This window comes from Bradyrhizobium archetypum, assembly GCF_013114835.1.
In the GTDB taxonomy this organism is placed as follows: domain Bacteria; phylum Pseudomonadota; class Alphaproteobacteria; order Rhizobiales; family Xanthobacteraceae; genus Bradyrhizobium; species Bradyrhizobium archetypum.
On record NZ_JAAVLW010000006.1, the window covers coordinates 485,098 to 504,702 of the forward strand.

Below are 19,605 nucleotides of genomic sequence, written 5' to 3' on the forward strand. Positions count from 1 at the left end.
CGGCTCCTCGCAATGACGATCATTACAGCAACGCCGCTCTCACTTCCGCCACGGGCTGCGACTTCGGCCCCCAGCGCGTCAGCACCACGCTGGCGCACGACAGCACACCGAGCAGCACCATCGAGGCGGCCGCCAGCGTGAAGAAGTTCTGTGCCGTGGCGGCGTGCGTCAACAGCCACCAGCCGCCGGCGCAGATGAAGGCCAGCCGCACGGTCTGCGCCAGCACGGGGCCGATCACCTTGGCCGCGCCCTGCGAGGAAAAATACATCGTCGTGGCGAGCCCGATGAACGCGTACATCGGAGCGGCCGTCGACAGATACTGCCGGCTGGCGGCCCGCACGGCCGCATCGTCGGTGAACAGGTTGACCCAGATGTCGGGGAAAACGGCGATCACGCTTGCGAACGCGCCGACCGAGACGAACGCCACAAGCCCCGCGGTCCACGCGATCTTGCGGGCGCGCGCGATGCGTTGCGCGCCGACCGCCATGCCGACCATCGGCACCGAGGCGATGCCGACCGCGAATGCGATCGACGTCAGCATGAATTCGAGCCGCGCGCCGATGCCGTAGCCGGCAAGGATTTCGGTACCGAAGCTTGCGAGCATATGGGTGAAGATGCTGATCGTCAGTACCGACTGCAGCGGCGAGAAACAGGCAATCGCTCCGACCTTCAGGATGTCGATGAATATCGGCAAACGGATGCGAAGCCCCCGGATCTTCGGGACGACGCGCGCGCGGCCCGAGAACAGATACCATGTCATCACGGAGATGCTGATCAGGTAGGCGATCAGCGAGCCCGCCGCGACGCCGCGCATGCCAAATTGCGGGATCGGGCCGAGGCCCAAGCCCAGCGTGCCGCCGAGAATGATCTGGCAGACCGCCGACGAGAGCATCAATAGCGACGGCAGCTTCATGTTGCCGGTGCCGCGCAAGATGCCCGACATCGTGTTCATCAGCCACGGCACGACGGCGCCGCCGAAGAAGATCTGCGTATAGGCGACCGCCTGCGCCAGCACATTGCCGCGGCCACCGAGTAATTCCAGCAGTTTGGGGCCGAAGATCAGCATGCCCAGCATGAACGCCAGCCCGAAGCAGAGCCCGATCAGGAGCGCATGCGCGGCCAGGGTCGAGGCGCGATCGCGGTCGCCGGCGCCGAGCGCGCGTGCAATCGCCGAGGCCACGCCGCCGCCCATGGCTCCGCCCGACATCGTCATGGTCAGGATCACGATCGGAAACACCAGCGCCATCGCAGCCAGCGATTCCACGCCGAGCCTGCCGATATAGGAGGTCTCCGCGATCACAACGCAGGTACCCGCAGTGAGTGCGATGACGTTGGGCCAGGCGAGCCACAGCAGCGTGCGCAGGATCGGGCCGTCGAGCAGCGCGTTCCGCGCAGGCGCTTGCGGCGCCGGAAACGGGCGCTCCTTCTCGTCGACGGGAATTTCGGCAACGCCGAGGCCGGACATTTCTACTCCCTGCGTGCGGACTTAAGTCGCCACGGCGCGCCGCTTCCTAGCACGGCAAGGGCTGATTCCGCGTGCACCGGGCGCAATGGGGGCCTGCGGGATTGTGTGGCAGGCCTGCGGCCAGGCTTCTCACAGGGAATTCATGCCGGAACACGAACGTTCGGGCCGGCACGGCATTGTAGGGGCGATATCCGGAGAACCCTGCCATGCGCAACCCCCTCCTCCTCGCCATCTGCGCCGGCGCGTTGGCGCTGCCGTTGGCCGCCTGTAACGACCCCAAGGACACCGCGACCGTGGCACAGAGCTATGGTCCCTCACCCAACCTGCCGCCGCCGGAACATTCCTGGATCCCCACGGTGGACATCGCAACCGTCAAGCGCTGGCCGAACGGTGCGACGCCGACCGCCGCAAGCGGCATGACAGTCAGCGCCTTTGCCCTCGACCTCAGCCATCCGCGCACCGTCTACACACTGCCGAACGGCGACGTGCTAGTCGCCGAGAGCAACGCGCCGCCGAAGCCGGACGACGGCAAGGGCATCAAGGGATTCATCTACAAGCAGGCGCAGAATTGGGCCGGCGCCGGCGTTCCGAGCGCCAACCGAATTACCTTGCTGCGCGATGCCGACGGCGATGGCGTCGCCGAGCTGAGAACCACCTTGATCAGCGGACTGAACTCGCCGTTCGGCATGGTGCTGGTCGGCGACGAGCTCTACGTCGCCAATACCGATTCGATCATGAAATTTCCCTACCGCGCCGGGGACACCAAGATCGGTGGGCCCGGCGTCAAGCTGACCGATCTGCCGGCCGGCACCCTCAATCACCATTGGACCAAGGACCTCACCGCCAGCCCTGATGGCACGAAGCTTTATGCGACGGTCGGCTCCAACAGCAACGTCGGTGAAAACGGCATGGATGCCGAAAAGGATCGCGCCGCGGTACTGGAAGTCGATCGAGCAAGCGGCCAATGGCGCGTGTTCGCGTCGGGCCTGCGCAACCCGAACGGTCCCGCATGGAATCCGCAGACTGGCGAACTCTGGGTCGTGGTCAACGAGCGCGATGAACTCGGCAATGATCTGGTGCCCGATTACATGACCTCGGTGAAGGACGGCGCGTTCTACGGCTGGCCGTACAGCTATTTCGGCGATCACGTCGACACACGGGTCGAGCCGCGACGGCCCGATTTGGTGCAGAAGGCGATGGCACCGGACTATGCGCTCGGCGCACATACGGCTTCGCTTGGGCTCGTCTTCAACACCGGAAAGCTGTTTCCGCCCGAAATGGAAGGCGGCGCCTTCATCGGCCAGCACGGCTCGTGGAATCGCAAGCCACGCTCAGGCTACAAGGTGATCTTTGTGCCCTTCAAGGATGGCAAGCCCTCAGGCCCGCCACAGGACGTGCTGACCGGCTTCCTGAACGACAAGGGCGAGGCGCAAGGCCGTCCCGTCGGCGTACGGCTCGACAAGCAGGGCGCGCTTCTGGTCGCGGACGACGTCGGCAATACTATTTGGCGCGTGACGCCGTCGGCAAAATCAGCGGCGCGGTAACAGGGCGGTACCTTAATCTTGGCTAAGCAAGCCGAGCGGCCTTTGACCACGCATAGTTCCGCCCGTTAGCGGGAACGAGCGGGCCGATTCCACGTTGATCCCTGCCGGTTCCCAAGCCAGTTGGGCGCGGCAGTGTGGACGAACGGCCGTGTCATCACAGGTCAATGTGCCCCTCAGCAACTTGCGCGCGGTAACCATCGTAATCGTGGTCGCGTTCCATTCCGTGTTGCCGTACCTCGCCTCGCAACCGGCCGATCCATTTCCGTTCGACGCACCGCCTTATCGCTGGATCGCATTTCCGATCCTCGACCGCGAGCGCTGGTTCGGATTCGATCTGTTTTGCGCGTGGCAGGACGTCAGCTTGATGTCGCTGATGTTTTTCCTGGCCGGCTTGTTCACGCCATCCAGCCTGGGCCGCAAGGGGTCGCTCACTTACCTGCTGGAGCGCTCGTGGCGGATCAGCCTGCCGTTCGTCTTCGCGGTCGGCATTCTCAGCCCGCTCGCCTATTTCGCGTCCTATCGGCTGACGGCGGCCGACGCCTCCTTCAGTGCCTTCTGGCAACACTGGCGGGCGCTTCCGATGTGGCCTGCCGGGCCGCAATGGTTCCTGTGGCAGATATTCCTGCTGGGCGCGGCTGCGGCCGCTCTCCATGCGTTCGCCCCACACTGGCTCCGGGCATCAAGCGCGCTCGCCGCGCGCCTCGCCGATCGCCCGCTGATGTTTTTCGCCGGACTCGCAGCGCTCTCTGCGCTGGCCTATGTGCCGCTGGCGATGGCCTTGACGCCCTGGGAATGGACGTTTCTCGGTCCATTTTCGTTTCAGTTGAGCCGGCCGCTGCACTATCTGGTCTATTTCTTCGCAGGATTTGCCATCGGCAACCAGCGGACCGAACACAGCATATTGCGTCTCGACGGGCCGCTGGCACGTCATTGGCTGGCCTGGCTTGCTGCGGCGGTAGTTAGCATGTCTGCGTGGGGCGGGCTCACATCGCTGACCTTGCCGGATTGGTGGGCAAGCGCGCTGCTATTTCGTTTTGCGTCGGCGCTGGCGTTTCCAGTTGCTTCCGCGGCCGCCGCTCTGTGTCTGCTCGCGATTTGTCTTCGGCTGCTGCAATCACGCGACCGCCTGCTCGACAGCCTATCGAGCAATGCCTACAGCATTTACCTCGTGCATTACGTCGTGGTCGTGTGGCTGCAATACGCGTTGCTTGGCGTCGATCTCAATGCGATCGGCAAGGCAACGATGGTGTTTGCTGCTGCGCTCACCATAAGTCTGGCTGCAAGTGCCGGAATGAAGATCGGTATCAAGGCGCTCGTTTCGCGCCACTCCGAACCGGAAGACGAAAGAGCCATCGCCAATCAACCGCGATAAACGGATGCCGACATGTCGCTGGTACTGACACTTGCGTCGCGTAACCTGTTCCACGATCGGCTTCGCTTCGTCGCGACCATGGTCGGAATCGTCTTCTCGGTCGTCCTCGTCATGATCCAGATGGGTCTGTTCCTAGGGTTCGGGCGGATGGTCACGACCATGATCGACCATGCCTCGGCCGATTTCTGGATCCTGCCCAAGGGCGCCAAATGCTTCGAGGACCCTTCGCTTCTCGATGTCAAGCTGCGCGACCGCGTCGCCACCATGGAAGGTGTTAGCTGGGCCGTCCCGCTGGTGATCGGATTCTCGGACTGGCGCCTGGAAAGCGGCGAAGTGACGCCGGTCTTCATTGTGAGCGCCGACCTGCGCGACGGCAGCCTGCAACCGTTCAATGTCGTGGACGGCAACGTGCAGGCGCTGACGCAGGGAGCGAACGTTGCGGTCGACCGCTCCTATTTTGACAGGCTCGGAGTCAGCAGCGTCGGTTCGACTGCGGAGATCCGTGGTCGCAAGGTGCGCGTGGTCGCGATCACCGATGGAATCCGCTCGTTTGCCACGACGCCTTACGTGTTTGTCGACCTGAAAAATGCGCGCAACTACACCGGCACGCCGCGCGATCGGGCCAGCAGCGTTCTCGTTCGGCTAAAGGACGATGCCGATCGAGAGAAGGTCCTCAGCGCCATTCGCGCGGAAGCCGGCGATGCGGAAGTCCTGACCTCGGATGATTTCCGCAGCCGCAGCCGCTCGTTCTGGCTGTTTGGAACGGGAGCCGGCGCTGCGCTGTTTGCCGGCGCACTGCTCGGCGTGATCGTCGGCACGGTGATCGTCGCGCAGACGCTCTATTCCAGCACCAAGGATCATTTGAGCGAATTCGCTACCCTGCGCGCAATGGGTTCATCGAACGCGTATATCTATGGCGTGATCATCTACCAGGCGCTCATCAACGCCGTGGTCGGATTCGCTATCGCCGCCGGGATCGGCTTCATCGTCGTCCAGATGACCGCCAAGAGCGCACTTCCGATCGTCATCACGCCCTGGCTGATGGCAGCGCTGTTCGCGCTGACGGTCGTGATGTGCGTAGCATCAGGCATCGGAGCGATCATCCGTGTCGTTCGTATCGATCCAGCCACGGTGTTCATGCGATGAATGATTATGTAGTTGAAGCCAAGTCGGTCGAGAAGACGCTGGGTCGCGGTGCCGGCGAGGTGCAGGCGTTGCGCGGCGTCGATCTCGCGCTCCGACGCGGCGAGTTGACGTTGCTGATGGGTCCTTCGGGAAGTGGCAAGACCACGCTGCTGTTGGTGCTCGGATGCATGCTGACGCCGAGTTCGGGCAGCGTCACCGTGTGCGGTACGCCGACGGCTGGCGCCGACAAGGAAGCGCTCGCCAGGATTCGCCGCGAGCATGTTGGTTTCGTATTCCAGTCCTATCACCTGTTCCCCACGCTGACGGCGGCCCAGAACGTGCAATTGGCACTGGATATTCGCGGCGAGCACGGCAGGCGCGCGGCGGAGAAGTCGCGGGAGGCACTTGCCATGGTCGGACTCGAGCCAAAAGCGAACAGTTTGCCGGGCGGGCTCAGCGGCGGCGAACAGCAAAGGGTCGCCATCGCGCGCGCCCTCGTCGCAAATCCTTCCGTGGTCCTTGCCGACGAGCCGACCGGGGCGCTGGACGGCAAGAACGGCCAGACCATCATGCGCATTCTCGCCGATACCGCCCATGAGCGCGAGCGGGCGGTGCTGGTCGTCACCCATGACCCGCGCGTGGTCCCGTACGCCGATCGCATTGTCGAGATCGAGGACGGTCTCATCGTGCAGGAGCGTCCCGGTGAAACTGACCGCCCGCGCATGCCCAAAACCGTGCCGTTCAGGATGTGAGCGCGAGGAGCGGCCATGAGCCTGCGGGCCGAGCTTCTCCGCCTGGGCATTCGCATGTTGCTCAAGCGGCGCAGCGGACATCTCGACGTCGAACAATGGCGGCGGGAGATGCGGGCGATCGAGCGGTTTGTGCCGCGCCCGCCCGCTGGAACCCTTACGATTGAAGTCGAGGCTGGCCGGCTGGCCTTTCATCAAGTCACCACTGAAGCATCGCAGCCGGATCGTAACGTGCTTTATCTCCATGGCGGCGGCTATGTTTCGGGCTCGCCGGTCTATTACCGGCACTTCCTCTGGCGAATTGCCGACGCGTTGCGAGCCCGCGTCTGGGCGCTCAGATACCGCCTGGCACCCGAACATGCTTTTCCAGCCGCGCTTCAGGATGCTGCCGACGGCTATCATTGGCTGGCCGACAACACACCCGATATTGGTCGGTTGTTCTTGATGGGAGATTCCGCCGGTGGCGGATTGGCGCTGTGCCTGCTGCTGAAGCTCCGTGACGAAGGCAAAGCCCTGCCCGCCGCGGCCGTCGCCTTGTCGCCGTGGACCGATCTGGCGCTGGCGGGCCCCTCCCTGCAGGCGAATGCCAAGGCCGATCCGATGATGAACGTCGATGACCTTCCCGAAGTGGCGAAGCTCTATCTTGCCGGCACCGATCCGCGCTCCCCCTACGCTTCGCCACTCTATGGCGACCCGGCCGGACTGCCGCCGGTCCTGATCCAGGTCGGCAGCGACGAAATTCTTCGCGACGACGCGGTGCGGATGGCGGAGAAGCTGCGGTCATACAATGCGCGCAGCGAGCTGGAGATCTGGCACCGCATGCCGCACACATGGCAATTATTCGCGCCGGTACTTCCCGAAGCGCGTCAGGCGATTGCACAGATCGGCAAGTTTATCTCGAAGCTGCGCGATTAAGGCGAACGCCCGCCGCGCAATTGGCACTCATACCCGGAAATGCTTGGAGAGCTTCAGCCCCTGCGCCTGGTAGTTCGAGCCGATGCGCTGGCCGTACATCGCGTCGGGCCGTGACAGCATTTTTTCGTAGACCAGGCGGCCGACGATCTGGCCGTGCTCGAGGATGAACGGCACCTCGCGCGAGCGCACTTCGAGCACCGCGCGTGCGCCCTGCCCGCCGGCACCGGCATAGCCGAAGCCGGGATCGAAGAATCCCGCATAGTGCACGCGGAATTCGCCGACCAGGGGATCGAACGGCACCATCTCCGCGGCGTAATCCGGCGGCACCTGCACCGCTTCCTTCGAGGCCAGGATGTAGAATTCGCCCGGATCGAGGATGAGGCTGCCGTCGGGACGCGCCGGGATCGGCTCCCAGAACTCGTCGACCGCATAGCCGCCGCGGCGATCGACGTCGACCACACCGGTGTGGCGCTTGGCGCGGTAGCCGACGAAGCCGCCGGTGTTCTGCCCGGACAGATCGACCGATAGCGCCACGCCATTGGCAAGGTCGGCATCATCGATATCGACCAGCCGCTCGGCCCCATGCAGCGCATCGAGTTCGTCGGCGTTCAGGATAGCGTCGCCGATACGGAATCGCACCTGGGAGAGCCGCGAGCCTTCGCGCAGCAGCACGGGGAACGTCTTTGGGCTGATCTCGGCATAGAGCGGGCCGTGGTAGCCCGCGCCGATCATATCGAAGCGGCGCGTGCCGTCGGCGATCACGCGCGTGAAAACGTCGAGCCGTCCCGTGGAGCTCTTCGGATTGGCGGCCGCCACGATCTGCGGCGGCAGTGCAAGGCTCTCCAACAGCGGTACGATGTAGACGCAGTTGGTCTCGAGCACTGCGCCATCCGAGAGGTCGATCTCGTGCAGCTTCAATTCGTCGATGCGCTCGGCAACCGCGGCGTCGGGACCGGGCAGGAAGCTCGCGCGCACGCGGTAGGCAATGTCGCCGAGCCGCAGGTCGAGGCTCGCCGGCTGGATCTGGCTTTCGACAAACGGGTATTCCGGCAGGATCAGGCCCGCGTCCGCCATCGCCGCGATCATGCGGTCGGGCAGAATTCCGTTGGCGTCGGGCGGAAGCGTGAACGGCACGGCGCGGTCCTCGGAGGTGGCCCTTTTCGGATGCCCAAACGTCATCCAAACCTCATAAATATGGGCTTTTAGGGGTTATCCGATGGCCGCCTTGACGGGAAGAGCACGAGGTAATATCAGCATGACTTATCCCGTGGTGATTTGAGCCGGCCGGCTTGCAGCCACGTTAAATAAATCGCTAAACAGGCCGGGGACACGTGTGATCCCGGCCTGTGGAAATTCTTCCAGGCCGGTTTTTTGTGACCATTGTCAATGGTGGTCACGTCGGAGGTCACATGTCTGAATCAAAGTTTGCCGCCCGCTATCGTCCCGAAACCCGTCTGGTCCATGGCGGCATCCTGCGCTCGCAATTCGGCGAGACGTCGGAAGCGCTGTTTCTCACCCAGGGCTACGTCTACGACAGCGCGGAGCAGTGCGAGGCGCGTTTCAAGGGCGAGGACCCCGGCTTTATTTATTCGCGCTACTCCAATCCCACGATTGCGATGTTCGAGCGCCGCATGATCGAACTCGAGGGCGCGGAAGCCGCGCGCTCGACCGCGACCGGCATGGCCGCGGTGACGACCGCGATCCTCGCACCGCTTCGGGCCGGCGACCACGTGGTCGCTTCGAAAGCGCTGTTCGGCTCGTGCCTCTACGTCGTGCAGGATCTTTTGCCGCGCTACGGCATCGAGACGACGCTGGTCGATGGTCTTGATCTCGACCAGTGGCAGCGCGCATTGCGGCCGAACACCAAGTCCTTATTCCTGGAGAGCCCGACCAATCCGACGCTCGACGTACTCGATATCCCGGCGATTGCCGAGATCGCGCACAAGGGCGGCGCACGGTTGATCGTCGATAACGTGTTCGCCACGCCGATCTGGCAGAGCCCGCTTTCGCTTGGCGCCGACGTCGTGGTCTACTCCGCGACCAAGCATATCGATGGCCAGGGCCGCTGCCTCGGCGGCATCATCCTGTCGTCGGAAGCTTTCATCGCCGAGCACATCCACAACTTTATGCGCCAGACCGGGCCCTCGCTGTCGCCGTTCAACGCCTGGGCCCTGCTCAAGGGGTTGGAAACGCTGGGCGTACGCGTACGCGCCCAGACCGAGACGGCGGCCAAGGTGGCGGATGCGCTCGCGTCGCACCCGAAGATCTCGCGGCTGATCTATCCCGGGCGATCAGATCATCCGCAGGCAGCGCTGGTGAAAAAGCAGATGCGCGCCGGCTCGACCCTGATCGGCTTCGAGGTCAAGGGCGGCAAGGCAGCCGCGTTCCGCTGCCTCAACGCGCTGCAGATCTCGCGCATTTCAAACAATCTCGGCGATGCCAAGAGTCTCGTCACGCATCCCGCGACCACCACGCATCAGCGGCTGACGCCCGAGGCGCGCGCCGAGCTCGGCATCAGCGAAGGTTTTATTCGCTTCTCGGCCGGGCTCGAGCATCCAGATGATTTGATCGAGGATTTTGCGCAGGCGCTGGAAAAGGCGTAGAGGCGAATGGCGAGTAGCGAATAGCCTTGACCACTCGCTATTCGCTACTCCCTATTCGCCAAAGCTACATCGGCCGGTACGCCCGCACGTCCGACGGCACAGCGACGCCGAGCTTGATCTGGCCGACCGACTTGATGATGTCATCGCCGAGCAGTTGTGCGAAGCAGGCGTAGCCCCAATCGCTCATGTGCAGGCCGTCGGCGATCACGAAATTCTCGATCGGGATCGCCTGCTTCTCGTGCCAGTCCTTCATCACCGCAAAGCGCGGGAAGACGCCGACCTTGCGCAGCTCGGCGACCTTGTTGAGCAGCTTCATCATCTTGCCGGCGCTCTCGGCGTGCTCGTTGACGCGCGGCGAATATTGCGGATCGATCAGCACGACGTCGGAGCCGGCCGACTGAATGCGCGCAATGCCTTCCTCGACGAGCTTTGCCGTCTCGCCCGGATCGAGGTTGCGCAGCACCGCGTTGGTGCCGACCTGCCAGATCACCAGATCCGGATGCAGGTCGATGACGGCCGTCTGCAACCGCTTCATCATTTCCGGCGCGTCCTCGCCGCCCTTGCCGGCGTTGACGACGGAGATGTCGGCGGTTGGATAATGCCGGCGCAATTGCGCGGCGAGCCTGTTTGGGTAGGTGAATTCCGGTGCGCTGGAGCCGTACCCTTGGGTCGATGACGACCCGAACGCGACGATCACCACCGGCTGACCCGCAACGAGCTTGCTCGCGACGCGCGGCAGCGAGCCCATCGATTTCGAGCTGCCCTTGGGCGGCAGGCACGGAACACGGCTGAAGATGTCGCCGGCCGATTTCGCGGCTTCCTTCACCTTGTCGATTGCTTTGCCGGTGATGCCCTTCTGCGCGGCCGGATTGGTGGTGGTGGCCTGCGGCTGGGCACTTTCAGCCGGGGGCGGCTGTTCGGTCTTGTTTTCGGGCTTGTTGCCGGTCCTGGCGTTATCAGACAGCGCCGCCTGCTGGCCGGCCTGTTGCGGGGCGGTCTGGGCATGCAGGGGCGACGCCGCGGCCGGCATCATCAGCGCCAGGCCCGCGGCGGAGATAGTCAGCAATGTCGGCAAACGAAAAGGGTAGTGATAACTCATTAACGCTAGTCCCTAATTCTGCTGCGCCTGATCGAGGCGGGCCGCATCGAGCACGAATTTCGACAGCGCGCGGCCGAGGCAAGCATGAACCCGTTTGGCCATGTCGGTGCCATGGAATGTACTGAACAGGTCGAAATCTCCGGCGTCGTTCCAGTGACGCATGATGGCAAACCGGTCGAACAGCGGAATGCTGTGCTGCTGCGCAACCACGCGCATATTATCTAGGTACGGCGGCGCAGAAATCATGGTTTCAGTGCGCGGGCTGTATTGCAAATTGACCAGAACCACATCGACCCCTGCATTTTGCAACGCAACAACCCCTTCGTCGATGGCGCTGCGAAAATCATCGGGATCGACGGAACGCATAGCATCGACGGTTCCCGTCTGCCAGATGACCAAAGTAGGCCTTTTTGCTTCCACCAGCTTAACGAGGCCGGGATCCACCTCCTCGGCGGTCTTGCCGGTCTGCAGCTCTACGGAGAGGTTGACGGGGATCGAGGGCAGCTTCTCCTTCAGCGCCGCCTGCAGCTTGGCGGGATAGGCGCTGCTTTCGGAGGCAAGGATGGTCGAAGAGCGGCTGCCTACCACCAGGACGGTCAGCGGCCGGGCGTTCTTGACCGCCTCGGCCACCTTCGGAAGCGTGCTCTCGGTGGAGAGCAGGTACGGCGGAACGTCGCAGGCCTGGGGGGTGGCAGCATCCTGGGCGCGCGCCGAACCTGCGGCTGCAAGACCCGCAAGCAGCGTCAGGACCAGCACAGCTCCCGAGCCGGGCCTCATGCGCTTCCTCCCGCCATGTCGGCGTTGATTACCGTGCCTTTCGTTTTCGACGCTCCTTTGTCGGCCGAATGCTTGTACCACGAAATCACCCACGCCACGCCCCACATGATGAGGATTCCGGCAACGCTGACCAGGGCGTGCGTGACGGCACCCCCGCCAAGCTCGGCCAGCACGAAATGCCCGGCAAACGCCAGGAAGACGCCAAGGCAGAATATCTCAAGCGAATGCTGGCCACACAGGATCAATGGTCGCAGCCATGGCGATTTGAGCCCTGACCAGCTCCTCGGCAGGAAACGCACGGTGAGCGCCGCCAGCGCCAGGAAATGGGCAAAGCGCAGCACGTCCAGATCCGTCTTGGTGATCGGGTACATCCACTGTTCGAGCCGCTTCGGCATCAGGAAGGTGAGCTGCGGAATGTGCCAGGTCAGCGTGACGAAGAACGCGAACGTGAGATAGGCAATGCAGATCCACAGCATCACCGGCGACGACAGGATCCGCGACATCCGCGCAGCTCCGCCGAGCGCACACCAGGCGCCGAACACGAACAGCAATTGCCAGGCGAACGGATTGAAGATCCAGAAGCCGCTCGGATAGGCGGTCAGATACCAGTCGAAATGCCAGGTCAGCGCGTAGAGCAGCACCGACAGCGCCAGCCCGACGTCGGCCCGCCATTTCAGGAGCCACAGGACGATCGGCAAAAACAGCATCAGCACGATGTAGAGCGGCAGCACGTCCATGTTGACGGGCCGAAAGCGCAACAGCAGCGCCTGCACGATGGTCACGTCGGGCTGCTTGAGGAAATCCATGATGCCCATTTCTTCGCTGTAGAGCGGGTTTTCGAAACGGGTCGCGACGTAGGAGATTTCCGCCAGGAAGATCGTGAACAGGAACACGTGGGCGACGTAGATCTGCCAAACGCGCCGCATGATGCGGGCGGTCGCCACCACGAAACCGGCCTCCAGCATCGCGCGGCCGTAGACGAAGGCGGCGGTGTAGCCGGAGATGAAGATGAAGATTTCGGTGGCGTCGGAAAATCCGTAATTGCGGATCGTGAACCAGGTCAGGATGTTGGTCGGCAGATGGTCGATAAAGATCAGCCACAGCGCCATCCCGCGGAACAGATCAAGCCGCAATTCGCGCTCGCCCGCCACGGGCAACGCAATCGCCGGCGCGGAAGATGCTGCGGCGGCCTTGGCATCGGGGGCCGTGGCGGCGTCGCTGCGAGGCGTTCCGGCAACTGGATCGGCAATGGACGACATCTGGCACCGCTGGTTGAGATTCACGCGTGCACTGGCCGGAAAAGATAATATCGGCCCGCAACTTGCACACAAGGTGCACGAACAGGTGATACGGGACCGGCAGCGCGCGGCCCGCGCTCTAGAACGGAACTGTGTTGAAACCGCGATCTGACAGGCGACAAACCAAGCGGGCCGGAGATTGGTTCCGCCGGCATTCTTGGCTATGATGCGGAACAGGATTTTCGGAAGCTTGCCCGCATGTACCGCGCTGTCACCCGTCAGATCGAAGTCACCGTCGAGCCGAACTTCCTTCCCGAGCGCTCCTCGGTCGATCGCGGGCAATATTTCTGGTCCTACACCATCGTCATCACCAATACCGGCGCCGAGACCGTGCAACTGCGCACCCGGCACTGGATCATCACCGACGCCACCGGCCGCAAGCAGGAAGTCCGCGGCGAAGGCGTGGTCGGCGAGCAGCCCGTGCTCGCGCCCGGCGAGCGCTTCGAATACACGAGCGGCGTGCCGTTGCCGACCGCGTCGGGCTTCATGACCGGCCGCTATCAGATGGTCAGTGAAAGCGGCGAACGGTTCGAGATCGACGTGCCGACGTTCTCGCTGGACAGCCCGGACAACAAGCGGGTGTTGAACTGACGAGCATTCACGCTCGTCATCACTACTCTTCCACGCCCGCCTCGTGCGGCGTGAACTGGTAGACCGAGGAGCAGAACTCGCAGGTCACCACCACCTTGTTGTCCTTGACCATCTCGGCGCGGTCCTTCGGCGCAAAGCTCTTCAGCATGGCCGATACCGCCTCGCGCGAGCAGGAGCATTGGGCGCGCAAGGTGAGCGGCGTGAAAACGCGCACGCCACGTTCGTGGAACAGGCGGTACAGCACGCGCTCGCCGGACAGATCCGGATCGATCAACTCGACATCCTCGACCGTGCCGATCAGCGACTGGCCCTCGACCCACGCATCATCCTCGGCAACGGTATGCGTCGCCGTGCCGTCGGGCGCGTCACCCGGATGCAGGTCGGCCTGCCGCGCCCGCTCCGGCGCCTTCGGCAGAAACTGCAGCAGCATGCCTCCGGCGCGCCAGCGATGCTTGCCGCCGTCGCCGCCGCGCCATTCCTCGCCGACCGCGAGCCGCACGCGGGTCGGGATCTGCTCGGAGCGCAGGAAATATTCATGGGCGGCGTCTTCCAGGCTGCCGCCGTCGAGCGCGACAAGGCCCTGGTAGCGGCTCATGTCGCCGCCCTGATCGATGGTCATCGCCAGATGGCCCTTGCCGAGCAGGCTGCCGGAATCCTGACCCTCCTTCAGCCGCCGCGCGTCGTAGCGCGCATAGGCGCGTAAGCGATCCGGCGACTGGAAATCAACGATCAGGAAAGACACCGGGCCGTCGGTCTGCGTCTGCAGGATGAAGCGGCCCTCGAACTTCAGCGCCGAGCCGAGCAGCGTCGCCAGCACGATCGCTTCGCCGAGCAGTTTGCCGACCGGTACGGGATAATCGTGCTTGGTCAGGATGTCGTCGAGCGCGGGGCCGAGCCGGGTCAGCCGCCCCCGCAGATCAAGGGCGGCAACTTCGAACGGCAGCACCGCGTCATCGACGGGAACGGACGAGGGCGCGCGAACGGGCGCCTCGGTCATGATTTTCATGTCGGGAGATTCAGGAACCATGGCGCTCTATCTGGGGTCTGTGAGGGCTGAGTGAAAGGGGTGCGAAATGCAAACGCTGCGGCTCAGTTTCGCTAGATCTCGTGTCCCGGACGCGGAGCAGCGTGAAACGCTGCTCCGCAGAGCCGGGACCCATTTTGTGCATGCACGATACACCCCGGCTCTGCAGCGCACCGCTTCCGCGCTGCGCTGCGTCCGGGGAACGCAAGTGGAGCGACCTACGCCACTTCGTTAAAACACCAGGCCAGAATGCCCTTTTGCGCGTGCAGTCGGTTTTCGGCTTCGTCGAACACGACCGATTGCGGACCGTCGATCACCTCGTCGGTGACCTCCTCGCCGCGATGCGCGGGCAGGCAGTGCATGAAGATCGCATCCTTCTTGGCGAGCGACATCAGCTTGGCGTTGACCTGGTAGGGCTTGAGCACATTGTGGCGGTGCTCGCCGTCCTTGTCGCCCATCGAGACCCAGGTGTCGGTGACGACGCAATCGGCGCCGCGGACCGCGGCTTCGGGATCGGTGCCGAGCACGATCGGCGCCTGCGTCGCCTTGATCCAGTCGCGCATCGCCTTGTTCGGCGCGAGCTGCGGCGGGGTCGCGACATTGAGCTTGAACTTGAAACGCTCGGCCGCATGCGCCCACGACGCCAGCACGTTGTTGTCGTCGCCGGTCCAGGCCACGGTGCGGCCTTCGATCGGCCCGCGATGCTCCTCGAAGGTCATCAGGTCGGCCATCACCTGGCAGGGATGCGAGCGCCGCGTCAGCCCGTTGATAACGGGCACGGTGGCGTGCGCGGCCAATTCCAGCAGCGCATCGTGGTTGAGGATGCGGATCATGATCGCATCGACATAGCGCGACAGCACGCGCGCGGTGTCGGCGATGGTCTCGCCGCGGCCGAGCTGCATCTCCGCACCCGTCAGCATGATGGATTCGCCCCCGAGCTGGCGCATGCCGACGTCGAACGATACCCGCGTGCGGGTCGAGGGGCGCTCGAAGATCATCGCCAGCGTCTTGCCTTCGAGCGGCCTTTTGCCCTTTTCGTGCGCCTTCAGCTTCGCCTTCATGGCGGTGCTCAAAGCCAGCATGTTGCGCAATTCGGCGAGCGGCAATTCGTTGATGTCGAGGAAGTGACGGACGGACTTGCTCATCATCCCGCCGCCTTCTTCAACTGCGCGCCCGATAGCGCGACACAGGCACGCTCGAGCATCTCGATGGATTGATCGATCTCGGCCTCGCTCACGATCAACGGCGCCAAAAAGCGGACGACGTTGTCGCCGGCGCCGACCGTCAAGAGCTTCTTGTCGCGCAGCGCATTGACGAGATCGCCCGAGGGCACCACGGCCTTGACGCCGACCAAAAGCCCCTCGCCGCGCACTTCCGAGAGCACGGCGGGATAGCGATCGACCACCGAGGCCAGTTTCTGTTTCAGCAGCAGTGACATCTTCTGCACATGGTCGAAGAAGCCGGGCTTCAGCATCACATCGAGCACGGCGTTGGCGGCCGCGATCGCCAGCGGATTGCCGCCGAAGGTCGAGCCGTGCGAGCCCGGCGTCATGCCGGCGCCGGCTTCTGCTGTCGTCAGCACCGCCCCGATCGGGAAACCGCCACCCAGCGCTTTTGCCAGCGACATCACATCCGGCGTCACACCGACGCGCTTGTAGGCGAAGAGATCGCCGGTGCGGCCCATGCCGGTCTGCACCTCGTCGAATGCGAGCAACAGGCCGTGCTCGTCGCAGAGCTGGCGCAGCGCCTTGAAGAAAGCCTGCGGCGCGGAGCGCACACCGCCCTCGCCCTGCACCGGCTCGATCAGGATGCCTGCGGTCTGCGGGCCGATCGCCTTCTTCACCGCGCCGAGATCGCCATGCGGCACCTGGTCGAAACCGTCCATCGGCGGCCCAAACCCTTCGAGATATTTGGCGGAGCCGGTAGCGGCGAGCGTCGCCAGCGTGCGGCCGTGGAACGCGCCTTCGAAGGTGACGAGGCGGTAGCGCTCCGGATGCCCCTTCGACGCGTGATAGCGGCGCACCACCTTGATCACGCCTTCCATCGCCTCGGCGCCGGAATTGCAGAAGAACACGAGGTCAGCAAAGCTCTGCTCGCAAAGCCGCGCGGCGAGCTTCTCGCCGTCGGGCGACTTGAACAGGTTCGACATGTGCCAGAGCTTCGTCGACTGCTCTTGCAGCGCCGTGACCAGATGCGGATGGCAGTGGCCCAGCGCGTTCACCGCCACGCCCGAGGTGAAGTCGAGATAGCGCTCGCCATTGGTGGCGGTCAGCCAGCAGCCCTCGCCGCGTTCGAAGCCGAGATCGACCCTGGCGAAGACGGGGAGCAGATGCGACGTGGCGCTATTGGTCATGGCAATCACAGAGGGTTTGAGACCAGCTTTTTAAGACCTGCCGCGGAGCACACGCGTGCTGAGGCGCGAAGGCGGCAGCAGCCGGTCTTGCGAAAACGAAACGTGCCGCCTCTTAAGGGCGGCACGTGAGAAGCATTCTATGTGGGCCGGGAGCGCTGTCAACACGCCACGGAACGGCCCTTCCTGCACCGCAAGATGCCTGAAATCCGTAGGATTGCGGTGTGGTGGAAAACACGCAGTGAAATGCCTAGATGTCAGAACATGTGGACGTTCGGGCCCGGACTCTTGCGCCCGAGTCACGCCATATTGTAGCCTTTGGGTTGTCGGGTACGACATCTCGTGCGGCGGTTCTGATCCCTTAGAGTCCTTTTGTGCAAGCGTAAACGTTCGGGCGCTCATGCCGCGCCCGGCGAGGGCTAAGGGATTCTGACCGCAGGGATTTTTGAGACGAATGACATCGCCCGCGCTGCCCCCGATTGGCCGGCGCGATGCGAAGGGAAGATTACGATGACGGTTTTGACCTGGTCCGACGATCGCGTCGAGCAGCTTAAAAAGCTCTGGGAAGCCGGATTGTCGGCAAGCCAGATCGCCGCGGAACTTGGCAATGTGACGCGAAACGCCGTGATCGGCAAAGTGCACCGGCTGGGCCTGTCCGGCCGTGCCAAGAGCCCCTCCTCGGCAGCTCCACGGCAGCGCAAGGCCCGCCCGGCCGCGCAACAGATGATGCGGGTGTCGCGCCCCGTCTCGCGCGGCAACACGGCGCTGGCGCACGCCTTCGAAGTCGAGATGGAGCCGGATCCGATCGCCTTCGACAATGTGGTGCCGATGAGCCAGCGGCTCTCGTTGCTCGAACTGAACGAAGCCACCTGCCACTGGCCGGTCGGCGATCCCGCGAGCCCGGAATTCTTCTTCTGCGGCGGCAAGGCGCTCACCGGCTTGCCCTATTGCGCACATCACTCCCGCATCGCCTACCAGCCCGCCGCCGACCGGCGGAGGCAGCAGCCGAAGACGACCAGGTAAGGCGCACGGGATTATCTCAACGCCGTTGTCCCTGCGAAGCGCAGGGACCCATAACTGCCGATGTCAGTGGTTATGCCTCGCTGGGGCTCCAGCGCTTTTTACCATCGAGATTTGGGTGATGGGTCCTCGCGTTCGCGAGGACGACAGGGGAGCTTGCCAAGATAGCTGCGGCGCGCTACGGCTCCACCTTCGCAAACCGATCATCCAGCGCATAACCGGCGCCGCGCACGGTGCGGATCGGGTCCTGCTCGCGGCCGGGGTTGAGCAGCTTGCGCAGACGGCCGATGTGCACGTCGACGGTGCGCTCGTCGATATAGATGTCGCGACCCCAGACGCTGTCGAGCAACTGCTCGCGGCTGAAGACGCGGCCGGGATGTTCGAGGAAGAACTCCAGCAGACGGTACTCGGTCGGGCCGAGATCAATCTGGCGTCCCGAGCGCGCGACGCGGCGCTTCTCGCGGTCAAGCTCGATGTCGCCATGGGTCAGCACGGTGGCGAGCCGCTCGGGGCTCGCCCGCCGCAACAGGCCCTTCACCCGCGCCAGAAGTTCGGGCACCGAGAACGGCTTGACGATGTAGTCGTCGGCACCGGTCGCAAGCCCCCGCACCCGTTCGCTCTCCTCGCCGCGCGCGGTCAGCATGATGATCGGCAATTGCTTGGTCTCGGGCCGAGCCCGCAGCCGACGGCACAGCTCGATGCCTGACAGGCCCGGAAGCATCCAGTCGAGCACGACGAGATCGGGCACGCGCTCCTTCAGCCGCGTATCCGCATCGTCGCCGCGGCCGACGGTTTCAACCTCATAGCCTTCGGCGTCGAGGTTGTAGCGCAACAGCGTGGTGAGCGCTTCCTCGTCCTCGACCACCATAATGCGCGCGCTCATTCTGCTCTTGCCTCTTCTGTTTGACGCGTTTTCTTCACGCGAACCGATCTCCACTTCGCTCGAAAACGCTTTGTCAAGTATTGGGGACCGTGGTGGCAAAGGTCGTCATGTCGCCCTTCGGGCGCTTGTCGAGCATCTGCTGGCCCTCGATCATGTAAAACACGGTTTCGGCGATATTGGTGGCGTGGTCGCCGATCCGCTCGATGTTCTTGGCGCAGAACATCAGGTGAATGCAGAACGAGATGTTGCGCGGATCTTCCATCATATAGGTGAGGAGCTCGCGGAACAGCGAGGTGCAGATGGCGTCGACTTCCTCGTCGCCCTTCCAGACCGCCATCGCGGCCGGCAGATCGTGCGCGGCATAGGCGTCCAGCACCGACTTGACCTGCGACTGGACCAGGTCAGTCATGTGTTCCAGGCCGCGCATCAGCTTCAAGGGCTGGAAATCATTCTCCAGCGCCGCGACCCGCTTGCCCATGTTCTTGGCGAGGTCGCCGATCCGCTCCAGATCGGTGGCGACGCGCATGGCGCCGACGATTTCGCGCAAGTCAATCGCCATCGGCTGGCGGCGGGCGATGGTCAGAACCGCGCGCTCCTCGATCAGATGCTGCAGGCGATCGATCTCGACGTCGGTTGCCACGACGCGCTTGCCGAGCGGGATGTCGCGGCGGACCAGCGCGTCGACGGATTCGGTGATCATACGCTCGACCATCCCGCCCATCTCGGCGACGAGACGGGTCAGCTCCTGAAGATCGCTGTCGAACGCCTTGGCGGTGTGCTCGGAAGCCAT

19 protein-coding genes and 1 riboswitch are annotated in these 19,605 nt (G+C 63.8%); of the genes, 9 read left to right on the forward strand and 10 right to left on the reverse strand.

Translation table 11 applies throughout. From position 1 onward, the window contains the following. Positions 1-22 precede the first annotated feature (22 nt). Positions 23-1,465 (reverse strand): MATE family efflux transporter, encoded by a 1,443-nt coding sequence (locus HCN50_RS22520; protein WP_171711914.1) that lies wholly within the window; start codon positions 1,463-1,465, stop codon positions 23-25. A gap of 206 nt (positions 1,466-1,671) precedes the next feature. On the opposite strand from HCN50_RS22520, the gene HCN50_RS22525 reads away from it, so the two are divergent. From HCN50_RS22525 to HCN50_RS22545, 5 genes are all read left to right on the forward strand, one after another. Further along, entirely contained in the window at positions 1,672-3,009 is a 1,338-nt protein-coding gene (locus HCN50_RS22525; RefSeq protein ID WP_171711916.1) for a PQQ-dependent sugar dehydrogenase, read from the forward strand. 148 nt (positions 3,010-3,157) lie between these two features. After that, complete coding sequence (locus HCN50_RS22530; protein WP_171711918.1) at positions 3,158-4,381, forward strand: acyltransferase family protein; 1,224 nt, start codon at positions 3,158-3,160, stop codon at positions 4,379-4,381. Positions 4,382-4,393: 12 nt separating this feature from the next. After that, entirely contained in the window at positions 4,394-5,527 is a 1,134-nt protein-coding gene (locus HCN50_RS22535; protein ID WP_171711920.1) for an ABC transporter permease, read from the forward strand. Further along, entirely contained in the window at positions 5,524-6,258 is a 735-nt protein-coding gene (locus HCN50_RS22540; protein ID WP_171711922.1) for an ABC transporter ATP-binding protein, read from the forward strand. Before HCN50_RS22535 ends, HCN50_RS22540 begins: the two co-directional genes overlap by 4 nt. 15 nt (positions 6,259-6,273) lie before the next feature. After that, complete coding sequence (locus tag HCN50_RS22545) at positions 6,274-7,170, forward strand: alpha/beta hydrolase (RefSeq protein WP_171711924.1); 897 nt, start codon at positions 6,274-6,276, stop codon at positions 7,168-7,170. A 27-nt stretch (positions 7,171-7,197) separates the two neighbouring features. Here HCN50_RS22545 and HCN50_RS22550 read toward each other — a convergent pair whose 3' ends face one another. Continuing rightward, positions 7,198-8,304 (reverse strand): 2'-deoxycytidine 5'-triphosphate deaminase, encoded by a 1,107-nt coding sequence (locus tag HCN50_RS22550; protein ID WP_171712073.1) that lies wholly within the window; start codon positions 8,302-8,304, stop codon positions 7,198-7,200. A gap of 123 nt (positions 8,305-8,427) precedes the next feature. Next, positions 8,428-8,507: riboswitch (SAM riboswitch) on the forward strand. 72 nt (positions 8,508-8,579) lie between these two features. Between HCN50_RS22550 and HCN50_RS22555 the strand changes: the two genes are divergently transcribed. After that, positions 8,580-9,773: an O-succinylhomoserine sulfhydrylase gene (locus HCN50_RS22555; protein WP_171711926.1), complete on the forward strand. Its 1,194-nt coding sequence runs from the start codon at positions 8,580-8,582 to the stop codon at positions 9,771-9,773. A gap of 64 nt (positions 9,774-9,837) precedes the next feature. Here the strand turns inward: HCN50_RS22555 and HCN50_RS22560 are convergent, their stop codons facing one another. From HCN50_RS22560 to HCN50_RS22570, 3 genes are read right to left on the reverse strand one after another with little or no spacing between them, the layout of a single operon-like run. Continuing rightward, positions 9,838-10,872, reverse strand: a complete 1,035-nt coding sequence (locus HCN50_RS22560; RefSeq protein WP_171711928.1) for an SGNH/GDSL hydrolase family protein — start codon at positions 10,870-10,872, stop codon at positions 9,838-9,840. Between the two features lie 12 nt (positions 10,873-10,884). Then, positions 10,885-11,649: an SGNH/GDSL hydrolase family protein gene (locus HCN50_RS22565; RefSeq protein ID WP_171711930.1), complete on the reverse strand. Its 765-nt coding sequence runs from the start codon at positions 11,647-11,649 to the stop codon at positions 10,885-10,887. Further along, on the reverse strand, positions 11,646-12,908 hold the full coding sequence (locus HCN50_RS22570) for an OpgC domain-containing protein (RefSeq protein ID WP_171711932.1): 1,263 nt from the start codon (positions 12,906-12,908) through the stop codon (positions 11,646-11,648). Before HCN50_RS22570 ends, HCN50_RS22565 begins: the two co-directional genes overlap by 4 nt. Here HCN50_RS22570 and HCN50_RS22575 point away from each other — a divergent pair. Beyond that, positions 12,898-13,059: a hypothetical protein gene (locus HCN50_RS22575; RefSeq protein WP_171711934.1), complete on the forward strand. Its 162-nt coding sequence runs from the start codon at positions 12,898-12,900 to the stop codon at positions 13,057-13,059. The genes HCN50_RS22570 and HCN50_RS22575 overlap by 11 nt on opposite strands. 86 nt (positions 13,060-13,145) lie before the next feature. Further along, a complete protein-coding gene (apaG, locus tag HCN50_RS22580) occupies positions 13,146-13,538 on the forward strand; it encodes a Co2+/Mg2+ efflux facilitator ApaG/CorD (protein ID WP_057853560.1) in 393 nt (130 codons plus the stop codon). A 22-nt stretch (positions 13,539-13,560) separates the two neighbouring features. On the opposite strand, the gene HCN50_RS22585 is transcribed toward apaG, so the two are convergent. The 3 genes from HCN50_RS22585 to HCN50_RS22595 all read right to left on the reverse strand — a co-directional run bounded on the left by HCN50_RS22585 (position 13,561) and on the right by HCN50_RS22595 (position 16,915). Further along, positions 13,561-14,565, reverse strand: coding sequence for an Hsp33 family molecular chaperone (locus HCN50_RS22585; protein ID WP_171711935.1), 1,005 nt, complete (start codon positions 14,563-14,565; stop codon positions 13,561-13,563). A gap of 215 nt (positions 14,566-14,780) precedes the next feature. Further along, a complete protein-coding gene (gene argF / locus HCN50_RS22590; protein WP_171711937.1) occupies positions 14,781-15,707 on the reverse strand; it encodes an ornithine carbamoyltransferase in 927 nt (308 codons plus the stop codon). Continuing rightward, positions 15,707-16,915 (reverse strand): aspartate aminotransferase family protein, encoded by a 1,209-nt coding sequence (locus HCN50_RS22595; protein ID WP_171711939.1) that lies wholly within the window; start codon positions 16,913-16,915, stop codon positions 15,707-15,709. The genes argF and HCN50_RS22595 overlap by 1 nt, the downstream gene beginning before the upstream one ends. A gap of 507 nt (positions 16,916-17,422) precedes the next feature. Here HCN50_RS22595 and HCN50_RS22600 point away from each other — a divergent pair. Then, positions 17,423-17,935: a GcrA family cell cycle regulator gene (locus tag HCN50_RS22600; RefSeq protein WP_171711941.1), complete on the forward strand. Its 513-nt coding sequence runs from the start codon at positions 17,423-17,425 to the stop codon at positions 17,933-17,935. A gap of 175 nt (positions 17,936-18,110) precedes the next feature. On the opposite strand, the gene phoB is transcribed toward HCN50_RS22600, so the two are convergent. Further along, complete coding sequence (phoB, locus tag HCN50_RS22605; RefSeq protein WP_171711943.1) at positions 18,111-18,815, reverse strand: phosphate regulon transcriptional regulator PhoB; 705 nt, start codon at positions 18,813-18,815, stop codon at positions 18,111-18,113. Positions 18,816-18,888: 73 nt separating this feature from the next. Continuing rightward, on the reverse strand, positions 18,889-19,605 hold the full coding sequence (gene phoU / locus HCN50_RS22610; RefSeq protein WP_171711945.1) for a phosphate signaling complex protein PhoU: 717 nt from the start codon (positions 19,603-19,605) through the stop codon (positions 18,889-18,891).